At 71.9% G+C, this 14,487-nt stretch carries 12 protein-coding genes and 1 pseudogene; 6 read left to right on the top strand and 7 right to left on the bottom strand.

Going from position 1 to position 14,487, the window contains the following annotated elements; all coding sequences use genetic code 11:
• The first annotated feature begins 76 nt into the window (after nucleotides 1–76).
• Nucleotides 77–556, top strand: a complete 480-nt coding sequence (locus tag BGP73_RS04415; RefSeq protein WP_069812156.1) for an NUDIX hydrolase — start codon at nucleotides 77–79, stop codon at nucleotides 554–556.
• A 58-nt stretch (nucleotides 557–614) separates the two neighbouring features.
• Here BGP73_RS04415 and dhaK read toward each other — a convergent pair whose 3' ends face one another.
• A complete protein-coding gene (dhaK, locus tag BGP73_RS04410; RefSeq protein WP_170837774.1) occupies nucleotides 615–1,601 on the bottom strand; it encodes a dihydroxyacetone kinase subunit DhaK in 987 nt (328 codons plus the stop codon).
• 334 nt (nucleotides 1,602–1,935) lie between these two features.
• Between dhaK and BGP73_RS04405 the strand changes: the two genes are divergently transcribed.
• Together BGP73_RS04405 and BGP73_RS04400 are read left to right on the top strand one after the other, a co-directional pair.
• A complete protein-coding gene (locus BGP73_RS04405; RefSeq protein WP_069812154.1) occupies nucleotides 1,936–3,354 on the top strand; it encodes a serine/threonine-protein kinase in 1,419 nt (472 codons plus the stop codon).
• A 119-nt stretch (nucleotides 3,355–3,473) separates the two neighbouring features.
• Nucleotides 3,474–5,060 carry a phytoene desaturase family protein gene (locus BGP73_RS04400; protein WP_244501088.1) on the top strand — a complete coding sequence of 529 codons (1,587 nt, stop codon included), beginning with the start codon at nucleotides 3,474–3,476 and terminating at the stop codon, nucleotides 5,058–5,060.
• 24 nt (nucleotides 5,061–5,084) lie between these two features.
• Here BGP73_RS04400 and BGP73_RS04395 read toward each other — a convergent pair whose 3' ends face one another.
• The 5 genes and pseudogenes from BGP73_RS04395 to BGP73_RS24010 all read right to left on the bottom strand — a co-directional run.
• Entirely contained in the window at nucleotides 5,085–6,881 is a 1,797-nt protein-coding gene (locus tag BGP73_RS04395; RefSeq protein ID WP_069812153.1) for a serine hydrolase domain-containing protein, read from the bottom strand.
• A 380-nt stretch (nucleotides 6,882–7,261) separates the two neighbouring features.
• Nucleotides 7,262–8,890 (bottom strand): ABC-F family ATP-binding cassette domain-containing protein, encoded by a 1,629-nt coding sequence (locus tag BGP73_RS04390; protein WP_069812152.1) that lies wholly within the window; start codon nucleotides 8,888–8,890, stop codon nucleotides 7,262–7,264.
• Between the two features lie 319 nt (nucleotides 8,891–9,209).
• Nucleotides 9,210–9,377, bottom strand: coding sequence for an aromatic acid/H+ symport family MFS transporter (locus tag BGP73_RS22825; RefSeq protein ID WP_139134523.1), 168 nt, complete (start codon nucleotides 9,375–9,377; stop codon nucleotides 9,210–9,212).
• 895 nt (nucleotides 9,378–10,272) lie between these two features.
• Nucleotides 10,273–11,205 (bottom strand): dioxygenase family protein, encoded by a 933-nt coding sequence (locus tag BGP73_RS04385; RefSeq protein WP_069812151.1) that lies wholly within the window; start codon nucleotides 11,203–11,205, stop codon nucleotides 10,273–10,275.
• Nucleotides 11,202–11,788 (bottom strand): annotated as a pseudogene (locus BGP73_RS24010) (maleylacetate reductase); the annotation flags it as partial. The gene BGP73_RS04385 and the pseudogene BGP73_RS24010, both read right to left, overlap by 4 nt.
• Between BGP73_RS24010 and BGP73_RS22970 the strand changes: the two are divergent.
• From BGP73_RS22970 to BGP73_RS04370, 3 genes are all read left to right on the top strand, one after another.
• Nucleotides 11,712–11,900: a hypothetical protein gene (locus tag BGP73_RS22970; protein WP_170837750.1), complete on the top strand. Its 189-nt coding sequence runs from the start codon at nucleotides 11,712–11,714 to the stop codon at nucleotides 11,898–11,900. The pseudogene BGP73_RS24010 and the gene BGP73_RS22970 overlap by 77 nt on opposite strands.
• Nucleotides 11,901–12,065: 165 nt before the next feature.
• Nucleotides 12,066–12,608, top strand: coding sequence for a type 1 glutamine amidotransferase domain-containing protein (locus tag BGP73_RS04375; protein ID WP_069812150.1), 543 nt, complete (start codon nucleotides 12,066–12,068; stop codon nucleotides 12,606–12,608).
• 119 nt (nucleotides 12,609–12,727) lie between these two features.
• On the top strand, nucleotides 12,728–13,228 hold the full coding sequence (locus BGP73_RS04370; RefSeq protein WP_069812854.1) for a hypothetical protein: 501 nt from the start codon (nucleotides 12,728–12,730) through the stop codon (nucleotides 13,226–13,228).
• Between the two features lie 82 nt (nucleotides 13,229–13,310).
• On the opposite strand, the gene BGP73_RS04365 is transcribed toward BGP73_RS04370, so the two are convergent.
• Entirely contained in the window at nucleotides 13,311–14,438 is a 1,128-nt protein-coding gene (locus BGP73_RS04365; RefSeq protein WP_069812149.1) for an aminoglycoside phosphotransferase family protein, read from the bottom strand.
• Nucleotides 14,439–14,487 lie beyond the last annotated feature (49 nt).

The raw sequence follows: 14,487 nt of genomic DNA, 5'->3' as shown, positions 1-14,487 counted from the left end.
GCCGGGCCGTGCTCCACGCCCGCTGGGGCACGGAGCGGCCTCCGGGCGGGAGGGGGAGAGCTCATAGGCTCGGCCCATGGCAACCCCCGAGTTCATCCGAGCGGTGCGCGAGAGCATCGGCCACCAACTGCTCTTCCTACCGGGCGTGAGCGCGATCGTCTTCGACGAGGACGGACGCGTGCTCCTGGCCCGGCGGACGGACACCCGCCGCTGGTCGATCATCGGCGGCATCCCCGAGCCGGGCGAGCAACCGGCCGCCGCCGCCGTCCGCGAGGTCTACGAGGAGACCGCGGTGCGGTGTGTCCCCGAGCGGCTGGTGCTGGCCCAGACGCTGCGGCCGGTGGAGTACCCCAACGGCGACCGGTGCCAGTTCATGGACATCACCTTCCGCTGCCGGCGGACCGGCGGTGAGGCCCGTGTCAACGACGACGAGTCGCTGGAGGTCGCCTGGTTCCCGGTGGACGCGCTGCCCACCCTGGAGGACTTCGCCGTCACCCGGATCAAGCAGGCCCTCGACGAAGGGCCGGCGTGGTTCGAGCCGGCCGGACCTCTCTGAAGGCACGAGGAGGCGTGACAGTCCGCCGCGCTCGCCGCGCGGCGGACCGCCAACGGGCTCAGGCTCCCCAGCGCAGACCCGGAGTCCGCACCGGCGCGTCCCACAGCCGGAGCAGCTCCTCGTCCGCCTGGCAGAGCGTCACCGAACAGCCCGCCATGTCCAGTGAGGTGACGTAGTTGCCCACCAGCGTGCGGGCCACCGGCACCTTCCGCTCCGCCAGCACCCGCTGGACCTCGGCGCTGAAACCGTAGAGTTCGAGTAGCGGGGTGGCGCCCGTGCCGTTGACCAGGGCGAGCACCGGACCGTTGGGCTGCAGATCCTCCAGGACGGCGTCCACCGCGAAGTCGGCGATCTCCCGGGAGGTCATCATGGCCCGGCGCTCCCGCCCCGGTTCGCCGTGGATGCCGATGCCGAGCTCCAACTCCCCCGCGGGAAGGTCGAAGGCCGGACCGCCCTTGGCGGGTGTGGTGACCGAGGTCAGGGCCACTCCGAAGCTGCGCGAGGAGTCGTTGACCTGCCGGGCCACCGCCTCCACCCGGTCCAGCGGCGCGCCCTCGTCGGCCAGCGCGCCGGCGATCTTCTCGATGAACAGCGTCGCCCCGGTGCCGCGGCGGCCCGCGGTGAAGAGGCTGTCGGTGACCGCCACGTCGTCGTTGACCAGCACGGTCGCGACCTGGATGTCCTCGTCCTCGGCGAGTTCGGCCGCCATGTTGAAGTTGAGGACGTCGCCGGTGTAGTTCTTCACGATGAACAGCACGCCGGCGCCGCTGTCGGTGGCCGTCGCCGCGCGCAGCATCTGATCCGGGACCGGCGAGGTGAACACCTCTCCGGGGCAGGCCGCGTCCAGCATCCCGGGGCCGACGAACCCACCGTGCAGCGGCTCGTGCCCCGAGCCACCGCCGGAGACCAGGGCGACCTTGCCGGCGACCGGAGCGTCCCGTCGCACGATCACCCGGTTCTCCACGTCGACCGTCAGCTCCGGGTGGGCGGCGGCCATCCCCCGCAGCGCGTCCGCTACCACGGTCTCCGGTACGTTGATCAGCATCTTCACGGGTACCTACCTCCGAAAGGCGTTGGCGGCGACCGCCGTGGACCGGACTCCCCAGGTGAGCGTGCGGATCGAACGATCCTGGCGGGCCGAGGCGGGAGCGTGCGGGGCTGGAACGAGGGGCGGGGCTGCCGTACAGCGACCAGTATCACGGTGAGAGTGGCCCAGGTCACCATTGGGCGCATCGCTTTCCGCGTGTCGGTGCCCGCTGTGCGCCCCGTGCGCCGTCACCGCCGCCCCACGGGGTCCTGAGCTCCGTGCCAACGGTTGGTCAGCCAGCCATACTGGACGGGCTGGGGAGGGCGGTGCGAGTCGACGAGGTGGCGGGTGGATGGGGCGGACCAGACTGATCCGGGGCCGCTACCGGCTGCTCGAGACGATCGGGCGCGGTGGCATGGGCGAGGTGTGGCGTGCGCTGGACGAGGCGCTGGAACGCCAGGTCGCGGTGAAGTGCCTCAAACCGGCGGGCCGACAGCTCGACCACTCATCCGGAGGCGCGCTACGTGAGCGGTTCCGGCGGGAGGCTCGGGTGGCCGCCGCGTTGCAGCACCGCGGAGTGACGGTCGTCCATGACTTCGGGGAGGAGAGCGGTTCGCTCTTCCTGGTGATGGAGTACCTGGACGGGCGTGACCTCGGCCAGCTGCTCACCGACAACGGTGGCCCGCTGCCCGTGGCCGAGACCGTGGAGATCGCCGAGCAGGTGGCCGCCGCCCTCGACCACACCCACGGCCATGGCATCGTGCACCGCGATCTGAAACCGGCCAACATCATGCGCACCGGGGACGGCACGGTGAAGATCTGCGACTTCGGCATCGCCAGGCTCGGCCAGGACATCGGCTTCACCGCCCGGCTCAGCGGCACCGGTGCCCCGATGGGCACACCGCCTTACATGTCACCGGAGCAGATCGCCGGTGCCACCGTGGACCACCGCAGCGACCTGTACTCGCTGGGCTGCGTGCTCTACGAACTCTCCACCGGCACACCGCCGTTCGGTCGGGGGGACCCCTGGCCCGTGCTCATCGGCCACCGCGACACCGCCCCGGTGCCCCCGCGGGCGCACCGTCCCGAGATCCCCCGCTACCTCGAGGAGATCGTGCTCGGCCTGTTGGCCAAGGCCCCGGAAGACCGACCGCAGCGCGCCGCGGACGTGGTCGATCGGCTCACGGTCGCGCGGAGGCCGCCCTGGCCGTCGGAGAGCTGGGCCGATCCCGCTCCGGACGGGCTTCCCCCCTGGGCGGCCGGGATGACCGCCGGGCACCGGACGGACGGTGCCGCGGCAGGCGAGACAGGGAAGGAAGGCGGACGGGCAGCGCTCACCGCCGGCTGGACACCCCGGTACACATCGAACCGGTCCGAGGCGGCGCCGGGAGCGCTCGCCTCGCTGGCCCGACGGCACAGCGCCGGCCTGCACCTGGCGGCGCTCGGCCACTGGGAGGAGGCGAGTGAGATCTACCGCTCAGTGATCGCCGAGCGGGAGGTGCTGCTTGGGCCCGAGCACCCCGACACCCTCGCCAGCCGGCGCGAGCTCGCGGTGGCGCTGGGGCGACTCGGTGGTTGGGAGGAGGCGCTCGCCCTCTCCTGCCAGGTGGCGCGCTCCCGGGAACGGGCGCTTGGCGTCGACCACCCGGACACCGTGACCAGCCTTGCCGACCAGGCCTACTTCCTGGAACGTCTGGGCCGTCCGGTCGAGGCGACGCGGTTGCACCGACGCCTCTCGGAGCTGAGCCGTACGGCGGCGTGCGGCCCCTGAGGGCAGCCGGGGCGCCGGAACCGCCCGACCCACGGCCTCTCAGACACGGCTGGTCCACGCCGGGGCGGAGCGGCACCCCGCGACCCCCCGGAAGCCGCGGGTCCGTGCTACCAAGGACCATGCCCGACGCCATGGAACCCAAGCCCACCCCGCCCGCCCGGGACGCCTATGACGCGGTGATCGTCGGCGGTGGCCACAACGGACTGGTCGCCGCCGCCTACCTGGCCCTTGCCGGTCGCCGGGTGCTCGTACTGGAGCGGCTCCCGCACACCGGGGGCGCGGCCGTCTCGACCCGGCCGTTCGCCGGTGTCGACGCCCGGCTGTCCCGCTACTCCTACCTGGTGAGCCTGCTGCCCAGGAAGATCGTCCGCGAGCTTCGACTGCCGTTCGACGTCCGGAAGCGGACCATCTCCTCCTACACCCCCGCGCTGCGCGGAGAGCACGCCACGGGCCTGCTGGTGGACGGCTCCGACCCGGCCAGGACCAGGGATTCCTTCGTCCGCCTCACCGGGTCGGACCGCGACTTCGAGGCCTGGGAGAGCTTCTACGGCATGACCCAGCGGGCCGCCGGACGGATCTTCCCCACGCTCACCGAGCCGCTGCCGAGCCGGGCCGAACTCCGGGAGCGTGTGGACGACGAGACGGCCTGGCGTGCGCTGTTCGAGGAACCGCTCGGCGCCACCGTCGAGGATCTCTTCCAGGACGACCTGGTGCGGGGGGTGGTGCTCACCGACGGGCTGATCGGCACCTTCGCCGACGCACACGACCCCGAGCTGCCGCAGAACCGCTGCTTCCTCTACCACGTGATCGGCGGTGGTACCGGCGACTGGAACGTCCCGGTCGGCGGAATGGGGGCGTTCACGGACGCGCTGGCGGACGTCGCACGCGCGGCCGGCGCCGAGATCGTCACCGGGCACGAGGCGACGGGTATCGCCACCGATGGAACACGGGCGGAGGTGAGGTACCGCAGCGCGGACGGGGTGGAGGGCACCCTCGGGGCACGGCAGGTGCTGGTCAACGCCGCTCCGGAGGCGCTTGACCGTCTGCTCGGCAGGGAGCCCGCGGAGCGGGCGGAAGGCGCACAGCTGAAGGTCAACATGGTGCTGCGGCGCCTCCCGGAGCTGCGGGACCGGACCGTCGATCCCCGAGAGGCGTTCGCCGGCACGTTCCATATCGCCGAGGGGTACGGGCAGTTGGCGGACGCCTACCGGGAGGCCGCGGCCGGCCGGCTGCCGAGTCGCCCGCCGTCCGAGATCTACTGCCACTCACTGACCGACCCCTCGATCCTCGGCGGGGACCTCGCCGCCAGGGGCCACCACACGCTGACGCTCTTCGGCCTGCACACGCCCGCCCGGCTCTTCGAGCACGACCACGATGCCGTCCTTGCGGAACTGCTGCGGTCGACGCTCGACGAACTCGACGCCCACCTCGCCGAACCGATCGCCGACTGCCTGGCCACCGACGCCGACGGCAGGCCGTGTATCGAGGCGAAGAGTCCCCTGGACCTCGAGCGCGAACTCCGACTACCCGGTGGCAACATCTTCCATCGGGAACTCGCCTTCCCGTACGCCGGCGAGACGACGGGACGCTGGGGGGTGGAGACCGAACACCCCAACGTGCTGCTCTGCGGTGCGGGGGCGGTCCGGGGCGGCGGGGTGAGCGGTGTCCCCGGCCACAACGCCGCGATGGCGGCGCTGGGCCGGTAGCACCCCGGGTCGGTCTCCGCGGCGTCAGTTCGCGGAGGCCGACCAGCCGTCCGCCGCCACCTTGCGGGCGTCCTTCGGGCGTTCGTCGTCGAAAAGCGGGCGGCTCCCGTCGGTGACCCGGATGCCGTCCACGTATACCCCCCGCCCGACGTAGAGCGGGTCCGTGGTGTAGTTCCACCGCAGCCGGACGGGAGTCCCGCGCCAGGGCCCGAGATCGGCGTGCGCCCGGTGCCAGGCGCGGCCCGACCAGCCCCGGGCCGTGCCGTCCGGGTGCGGCTCGGGCGGGCGGCCGCCGCGCTCGGTGGTGAAGGGCACCGGCTGCCAGGTCTCACCGCCGTCCGCGGACGCCTCCAGCCGCACCGGGTCGGAGCCGGGCTCGGTGTCCCACCAGAGGGAGAAGCTCAACCGCGCCCGCTGCTGGTTCACCGTCAGCTCCGGCAGTGTCAGCGTGGCCTCGGTGTCGCTGGCCATGCCGGAGAACCAGGCGGTGCGCCCGTGTGCCGGGGGCACCGGGACCGCCCGGGCCAGATGGTTGGCGGCCGACACTCGGGGTGCGCTGCCCGACCGCCAGTCGCGAACCGGGTGCACGGAGTTGCCCAGCAGGACGAGGAAGGTGTCGGTGCTCGGGTCGAGGACCAGGCAGGTACCGGTGAAGCCGGTGTGCCCAGCGGTGCGTGGAGTGGCCATCGCACCCATGTACCAGTGCTGGTAGAGCTCGAAACCGAGACCGTGCTCGTCGCCGGGGAAGGCCGTGTTGAAGTCGGTGAACAGCAGTTCCACCGATTCGGCTCGGAGGATCCGGGCCCCGCCGTACGCCCCGCCGTCCAGCAGGGTGCGGCAGAGCACCGCCAGGTCCCAGGCGTTGGAGAAGACCCCGGCGTGCCCGGCCACGCCCCCGAAGGCGTGCGCGTTCTCGTCATGGACCTCGCCCCAGACCAGGCCGCGGTCAAGTCCGCTCCACGGCGGGCGCGCCACCTCGGTGGCGGCGATCCTGGGCTTCCAGGAGGCGGGTGGGTTGTAGCGGGTGTGGCGCATCCCCAGCGGTCCGGTGATCTCCTCCCGCAGCAGCCGGTCGAGCGGGCGGCCGGTGATCCGCTCCAGGACCAGCTGGAGCGAGATGAGGTTCAGGTCGGAGTACAGGTACACCGTGCCGGGCTGGCTCTCCGGCTCCTCGTCCCAGAGCAGTTGGAGCATCCCCTCCCGGGTCGGCTCCTCGTAGAGCGGGATCCAGGACCGGAAACCGGAGGTGTGGGTGAGCAGCTGACGGATGGTGATGTCCTGCTTGCCCGCCGCCGCGAACTCCGGGAGGTACGAGGAGGCCGCCGCCTCGAGTTCGAGCGTGCCCCGTTCGATCTGCTGGACGGCGAGGATCGAGGTGAAGAGCTTGGAGACCGAGGCGAGGTCGAAGATCGTGTCGTCGGCCATCGGGATCTGCTGCTCGGCGGGGAACTCGACACCTGTGTCGGTGGCCTCGTCGTAGTCCCGGTAGCGGACCGCCTTGCCGATCGGCTCGTGGAGGGCGACCGTGTGGCCGCGCCCGGCGAGGATCACGGCGCCCGCGTACCAGGGATGCTCGGGGGAGGGGCCGAGGTACGTGCGCGCGTCGGAGACCAGTTGCCGCAGGTGCTCCGGGAGCAGACCGGCCTGCCGAGCCGAGCCCCGGTGCAGCACCCGGCCCCGGTTCCCGCCGGTCGGCGCGGCGGCCTGGGCCGCTCCGCCGGGAGCGGAGAGCAGCACGAGGGAGCCGCCGAACGCGAGCACCCCTGCCGCGAACCGCCTCCGTGACAGCGCTCTGCCGACGCTTCCCGCTTCCTCGGTCATGCGACACCCTCCTGAAAATAACTTTCGGACAGTGGATCAGTAGACGGAACATTCTTCCGAGGAAAGGGCTGTGTCAAGGCCGCGCGGGGGCCTGTTTTCCGGCTGCGGTCCCCTGACGGAGGCGGTACCCGCGGCGCGGGGTGGCGAGTGCGCTGGTGCGAGGGCCGGATGACTGCGGACCTGGAGTTGCAGCCCCTGACGGAAGTGCCGGTGCTCCAGCAGCCGGCCTCGACCTCGGTGCCACTGGCGGGAGCGGCCACGAACACCGGCGCCGGTACTGGGGCCGGCGCGGATCCCGAGTCCGTTCGGCGCCTTCCGCACATAGGCCCACCATGCCGCGGGGCGCTGCCGAAGGAGCCGACCGGCCGCCGCGCACCGCGTCAGTCGTCCGTGGCGCCCAGCGCCCCCGGTGCGGTCTCCGTCAGCTCTCCCTCCTCCAGCAGCAGCCACCGAGTGATCCCCAGCGAGGCGAGGAACGGTAGGTCGTGGCTGGCCACCAGCAGCGCGCCCTCGTACGACTCCAAGGCCGTGGTGAGCTGCCGGACGCTCACCATGTCCAGGTTGTTCGTCGGCTCGTCCAGCATCAGCAGCTGCGGCGCCGGATCGGCAAGCATCAGCGCGGCCAGCGCCGCCCGGAACCGCTCGCCGCCGGAGAGGGTCGCCGCCTTCCGGTCGGCGCGGGCACCCCGGAACAGGAAGCGGGCCAGCCGCGACCTGATCAGGTTGTCGGTGGCGCCCGACGCGAAACGGGCCACGTTCTCCGCGACGCTCAGCTCCCCGTCGAGGATGTCCAGCCGCTGGGGCAGGAACCGTGCCGGCACGTGTACCGCCACCTCGCCCGACACCGGAGCCAGCTCCCCGGCGATGGTGCGCAGCAGCGTCGTCTTGCCCGCGCCGTTGCGCCCCACCAGCGCGATGCGCTCGGCACCGTGGAGGTCGTACCCGCCGGCCACGCGAGCGCCGTGGACCAGCTCCAGATCGCGTAGCGTCAGCACCGACCGGCCCGGCGGCACAGCGGTGTACGGCAGGTCGACGCGGATCTCGCCGTCGTCCCGCACGGCCTCCACCGCCTCGTCGAGCCGCTCCCTGGCCTCGGCCAGTCTCTCCTCGTGCATCACCCGGTGCTTGCCCGCGGACTGCTGCGCCGCGCGTTTGCGCAGCCCCATGACGATTTTCGGTTCGCGCTTCTGGTCCCACATCTTCTGGCCGTACCTCTTGCGGCGGGCCAGCTTGACCTGGGCGTCGACCAGTTCGCGCCTCTGCTTGCGCAGATCGGCCTCCGCGACGCGGACCATGCGCTCGGCGGCCTCCTGTTCGACGGCGAGGGCCTCCTCGTAGGCTGAGAAGTTGCCGCCGAACCAGGTGATGCCGCCTGCGCGCAGGTCGGCGACCTGGTCCACGAGTTTCAGCAGCTCCCGGTCGTGGCTGACCACGATCATGACGCCCGGCCAGGAGGCGACGGCGGCGTGGAGCCGCCGCCGCGCGTACAGGTCGAGGCTGCTTGTCGGTTCGTCCAGCAGCAGGATGTCCGGGCGGCGCAGCAGCAGCGCCGCGAGCCGGAGCAGCACGGACTCGCCGCCGGACACCTCGCCCAAGGTGCGGTCGAGTCCGATGTGGTCGAGGCCGAGTTCGCCGAGGGCGGCCAGAGCGCGTTCCTCGACGTCCCAGTCATCGCCGACGGTCTCGAAGTGCTCCTCGGCCGCGTCGCCGGACTCGATGGCGTGCAGCGCCGCCCGCTGGGCGGCGACACCGAGCGTCTCGTCCACCCGCGTGGCGGTGTCGAGCGTGATGTCCTGCGGGAGGTGGCCGATGGTGCCGGCCACCCGGACGGTGCCGTCGGCCGGGGAGAGTCGGCCGGCGATCAGTTTCAGCAGGGTCGATTTGCCCGAGCCGTTGACACCGACGAGTCCGGTTCTGCCGGGGCCGAAGGCGGCGTCGAGCTCCTCGAAGACGGAGGTGCCGTCGGGCCAGGCGAAGGAGAGGGAGGAACAGGTGACGGAATGAGCCATGAGGGTCTCCGCGGTTGCGTGATCCGGTCAGGGGCAAACGCGTGTCGAGACACTGGGAGGCGGCGACCCGCCGTCGGCCGGAGAGGAGTGAAGCCCGGGGAGCGGGAGAACTGCCGAGAGCCCCGCTCCGCAAGGACGGCTCTGACGCCGAGGTCGCACGTGGCGTCCCCACACGGACGGGGGACACGGTGTCTCAGGACCTCAGACGAGCAACGTCCTACTCCGATCGGCGGCAACAGAAGCCCGAACAACATAGCAGGGCGGCGGCCCGGGCTGTCACCTCCTTTTCGGATGCCCGACCCGCCGCCCCGGATGTTCCTCAGGCCCGCGGCTCGGCCACGGCCGGGGCGTGGGTGCGCTCGACCGGATCCCGCCGAGGGCTGGTGGGCACCAGGACGGTCAGGACCGCGGCGAGCACCGCCGGGATGGCGAACGCGTAGAACACCCAGTTGTCGGAGAGCGAGTCGCTGTTGACCGGGGTGAGCACACAACCGCCGTAGGTGGGACCGAGGATGCCGCCGATCCGACCGCCCCCCCCCCAGGGCCCAGCCGAGGGCCGACGCCCGCACCTTCGACGGGTAGAGGCCGCCGATGAACGCGTTCACCAGCGTCTGCGTGTTCGACCCGAAGCCGGCGAGCGCGCCGACGAGGAGCAGTGGGACGGTGGAGGGTTTCGTGATGAACAGAAGTACGGCGACCGCCGCGAGGCAGAGGAGGAGGCGATGACCAGCTTCTCGCCCCAACGGTCGGCGAGGGCGCCGAGCGGGAGGCTTCCGATGTGGCCGACCTCGGAAGCCGTCAGCGCCCAGGAGTCGTAGGCGAGGAGGTCGGGGACGATCGCCCCCTAGACGATCAGGTCGTAGCCGTCGAAGATGACGGTGAGGCAGCAGATCAGCAGGACCCAGTGTGTACTGCGTCCGCTGACGGGGCCTGCGGTTGCTCTGGTCGCGGACATGTGACGCGCTCCGTTCTCCTGGAGAGACTCCGGTCCGCCGCGGTGTGCCGGAAGCCGGCTGTCGAGTGCCGGCGGTGGCCTGCGGAGTGGAGTCGGCCGAAGCTGGGGCTGTTGACACGCGCCGTGAGTCGCAATCCGCTGGCCGCGGGCCGTCCGGTGCCGTGTCGGGCGGTGGTGGCCTGCGGCGGCGCCGATGCCAGGTGCCGCGTGGCGGTTACGCTTCGCCGGGGGCCGGACGAGGCGCTCCGCCTGGGTGTCGTACATCCACCGGGGTGGTCCCGGCGGGCTCGCGTCGAGGTGGGCCGCCGGTGTGGAGGGCGGCCCGCGGCCGTGGCGGCGCAACGGGCCGCCTCCCGACGGCTCGGGGCGGGCCCCGAGCCGCCCCGAGGGCAGTTGACGGCTGGTCACGTGCCTGGTGGCGCGCTGCTCAGAGGCCGGCCGGAGCCAGCACGATGTCGAACCGGACCTGCGACCAGGCGCCCTCGATCCGGCGGCCGTCCGGAGTGGGTGTGCCGGGGGCCCGCTTCTCGAAGTCCTTGATCAGCGACTCCTTGACGCCGAAGACGCTGTCCCGGTCGAGCAGTTCGTCACCGCGGACGAAGATGTGTGTGACGAGCCGCCGGTGCCCCTCCGCCGTGACCATGAAGTGCAGGTGTGAGGCGCGGTACGGGGAACGGCCGACAGCCGCCAGCATCCGCCCCACCGGCCCGTCGTGCGGGATCGGGTACGGCGTGGGTGTGATGCCCCAGAAGCTGTAGCGCCCCCGCTCGTCGGTGAACAGGTGGGCACGGGCTGCGCTCCGACCGTCGTCGTACTGCACGTCGTAACGGCCCTTCTCGTCGGCCTTCCACACCTCGATGCGGGCCCCGGCCAGCGGGGCGCCGTCGGGGCCGGTGACGGCGCCCTCGACCCAGCACGGCTCGCCGGTGGCGCCGAACGACATGTCGCCGCCGATCGGGATCCGCGGCGATCCCTCGACGAAGAAGGGGCCGAAGACGGTCGCCTCGGTGGCGTCCCGGTAGGCCTCGTTGTTGATCGCGACGGTCTGCATCGATGCACCGAGGGTGTCGGAGAGCAGGACGAACTCCTGCCGCCTGTCGTCGGTGATGTGGCCGACCTCGGTGAGGAAGCCGATCGCCGCGGCCCACTCCTCCTCGGTCAGCCGGACCTCCCGCAGGAAGGCGTGCAGATGCTTGACGAGCGAGCCCATCAGTTGCTTGAGACGCGGGTCGCGGCACTGGTCGAAGGAGCGCACGACACGCTCCAGGAGCTCGGCCTCCCGGGCCTCCTGCTCGGCGGGGACCGCGGGCCGCGGCGGCCCGTGCTCCGTCTCCGCCGTCTCGAAGCCGGCCTCGGTCATGACGGGTCACTCCCTTCCCAGGCTGCGTGCAGCAGTTCGGTGATGTCGTCCTCGGTAGCGGGGGCGGGGTTGTTGGTGGGGATCGCCGCCAGGACCGGTGCCACCGCCCGGGCGATGCCCTCCCGGGGCATCCCGTGGTCCTTGAGCGCCTTGGGGGCGTCCAGCTCGGTCCGCAGTGCGGCCAGCCCGGCGGCGGCGGTCGCGCTGCCGAAGCCCGTGCGATGTGCTGCTCCGCCTCCGGGGCGCTGGGCGCGTTGAAGGCGAGCACATGGGGCAGGACGACGGCGTGGGTCTGGGCGTGCGGAAGGTCGAACATGCCGCCGAGCACATGGCAGATCTTGTGGTGCATGCCGGAGCCGGCGCTGGCGGAGGAGACCGCCGCGAGGTAGGCGCCGTAGAGCGTCTGCTCGATACCGGCCACGTTCGCCGGGTCCTCGGCCACGACGGGTAGACCGGCGGCCAGACTGCGGATCCCCTCCCCGGCCAGTGCCCGGTCGATCGGGTCGGTGCGGGGCCCCCAGAAGGAGTCGACGCAGTGCGCCATCGCGTTCAGGCCCGACGCCACGGTCATGCCGCCCGGCAGGCCCTACGAGGAGTTGCGGGCCGGCCTCGCGGACCTGCTGCCGGGCGCCGCCCGGCGCAGTGGTCCGCTGGTGCTCGACATCGCGGTCGCCGCCGACCCCACCTATCTTTGAGCCGGCGTCCCGCCGTCCTCCGGGCCAGGCGGGATGGTCTCGGGCGCTCAGCATCGGAGCCACCACGGCTGCCGGGCGCTCTCCGTTTCGCGGCTTTTCCCCCGGGCACTCGTGCGTCCGCTGACCAGACAGCCCACGCGAGCAGTGAGAGAGGACGTGGCAGAGGTGAAGGTAGCCTTTCTCGTGGCCATGGAAGGTACCGAGCAGGTGGAGCTCACCGGGCCATGGCAGGCGGTGATCGCGGCCGGAGGCACGCCCGAACTGCTCTCCACCGGTGCCGGGGAGATCCAGGCGTTCAACCATCTCGACAAGGCGGACACCTTTCCGGTGGACCGGAAGGTCGACCAGGCGCGGGTGGCCGACTACGACGCGTTGGTGCTGCCCGGCGGGGTCGCCAACCCCGACGCGCTGCGGCGGGACCCGACCGCCGTCGCCTTCGTCAAGGGGTTCTTCGACGAGGGCAAGCCGGTGGCCGCGATCTGCCACTCGCTGTGGATGCTGGTGGAGGCCGATGTGGTGCGCGGTCGGACGCTCACTTCGTGGCCCAGTGTGCAGACGGATGTGCGGAACGCCGGCGGCACCTGGGTGGACGAGCAGGTGCGGGTGAGCCGGGAGGGGCCCAACACGCTGATCACCAGCCGCGGCCCGTCCGACCTCAAGGCTTTCGAGGAGACCTTCGTGAAGGAGTTCGGGAAGGTCGCCGCTTGAAGGCCCCGCTCCCTGTCATCCGCAGGCACGGCGCCGTCACCGCCGGCGGCGAGTGAGGGCGTCGGCGCGGCGGACGCCCGCCGGCACGAGAAGGGCACCGGACACGTACCATGTTCCGCATGTCGTTCCTCCGTCGACGCAGCGCAGCCACGCCCGCCGGGCCGGACTTCGACGTCCTGGCCATGGACCCGAGCGACTGGCCAGGCAATCTCGGGGCCGGTCTCCTTCCGGCTCCGGACGGTAGCTGCCAGGGGGTGTTCCTCCGCTACGACCTGTTCGGCGGACGCGGCCCCGCGATGATCATCGGGAACCTCCCCGCCGGATCGCCGGCCCGTGAGCTGGAGGGCGACGAGGTCCCCTTCGAAGTCGCCCAACTGCTCCTCGCGCTCGACAACGACGAACCGGTGCGGGTGGTGGACACCGAGGACACCCCCGTGATGCACAGCGGCAACCTGCTGATCGTCCGCAGGGTCAAGATCTCCGAAAGCCGCGTGTCCTGCGTGCAGTTCGACCGCGACGACGGAGTGCTGGTCACCATCGCCAGCTGGGACCGGCCCATCACCGACGAGCTGTACCAACTGCTCAAGCCGCTGCCGCCGGAGATGTTCCAGCAGGGCTGAGCCGCCCGTCCGGCATCGCCGAGCCGGCTCCCAGCAGGGCCGGCTCAGCCGTGCCGTACCGATTCTGCGGATCACCGGCGGCTCAACGTGTGCCGACCGCCGCGCGCACCGCCCCGCGAGCCAGAGCGCAGTCGTCCTGGAGCCGCCGCAGCAGCAATCGCTGCGCCTCACCGGGGGCCGTCGGTACCCCGGGGGCGGTGGGGAGGGACTCGCTCATGGTCCGGCGTACGGCCATCTCGCAGTTCCGCACCTCCCGAGTGAGCACCAGCATCAGATTCACCAGGAAGGCGTCGCGCGAGGCCGCTCCTCCGGCCTGGGCGAACTGGCTGATCTGGCGTCGGGCCGCCGGGGTGTCGCCGAGCACCGACCAGAGGGTGGCCAGGTCGTAGCCCGGCAGGTACCAGCCCGCCTGTTCCCAGTCCACCAGAGCCGGCCCGGTGGGGGAGAGCAGGATGTTGGACAGCAGCGCGTCGCCGTGACAGAACTGACGCCGCACCGGTTGGGCGGAGGCGGTGGCCAAGCCGTGCAGCAGCTTCTGTAGATCCTCCACGTCCCGGTCGGTGAGCAGGCCCAATTCGTGGTAGCGCGCGATGCGCGCCCCGTACTTGATCGGGTGGTCGAACAGGCCGCTCGGCGGCTGCCAGCGATTGAGCCTGCTGATCGCCTCCAGCGTCGCCCGGATATCGGCACCTGACTGGGGCTCGAAACGGTGCTGCGGGAGGGAGACGGTCCGCCCTGGCACCCGCTCCAGCACCAGGGTGCCCTCTTCCGCGTTGGCGGCGATCAGCCGGGGGACCCGCACCGGCGGCCGGTGCCGCACGAAGGTGCGGTAGACGGCTATCTCCTGGTGGAACCGTTCAGTCCACACGGGCGAGTGGTCGAGCAGGCACTTGGCGACGGCCGTTCCCCGACCGACCGTGCCCAACAGCACCACTGAGCGGCTGCTGCGGCGGAGCACCTGGACCGCGTGGAACTCCGGGCAGATACGGAGCACTGCGGTGAGCGCGGTGCGCAGCTGGACCCCCTGCGGGCCGGACAGGTCGACCCGCCCGCTGGGCGGTGGGGCGCCGGCGCCCGAGGTCAAGCGCGCACGCCTGCCGCCCACTGCTCCTGCCGCCGTGCGCCCGGGCCCGGCCAGCAGGTCACCGCCACCTTGTTGCGAGCGGTGCGGCCGGGGCGAGGTGGACGCGGGAGACGATGGTGCGTACATGGGCGATACAGATCCCTTCGCGTACGGGGCGAGTGTCTGCGCCGGCCCG

Source organism: Streptomyces sp. TP-A0874 (genome assembly GCF_001748085.1).
In the GTDB taxonomy this organism is placed as follows: domain Bacteria; phylum Actinomycetota; class Actinomycetes; order Streptomycetales; family Streptomycetaceae; genus Streptomyces.
The sequence above is the reverse complement of the archived record's forward strand: the minus strand, read 5'-3'. Positions and strand labels throughout refer to the sequence as shown.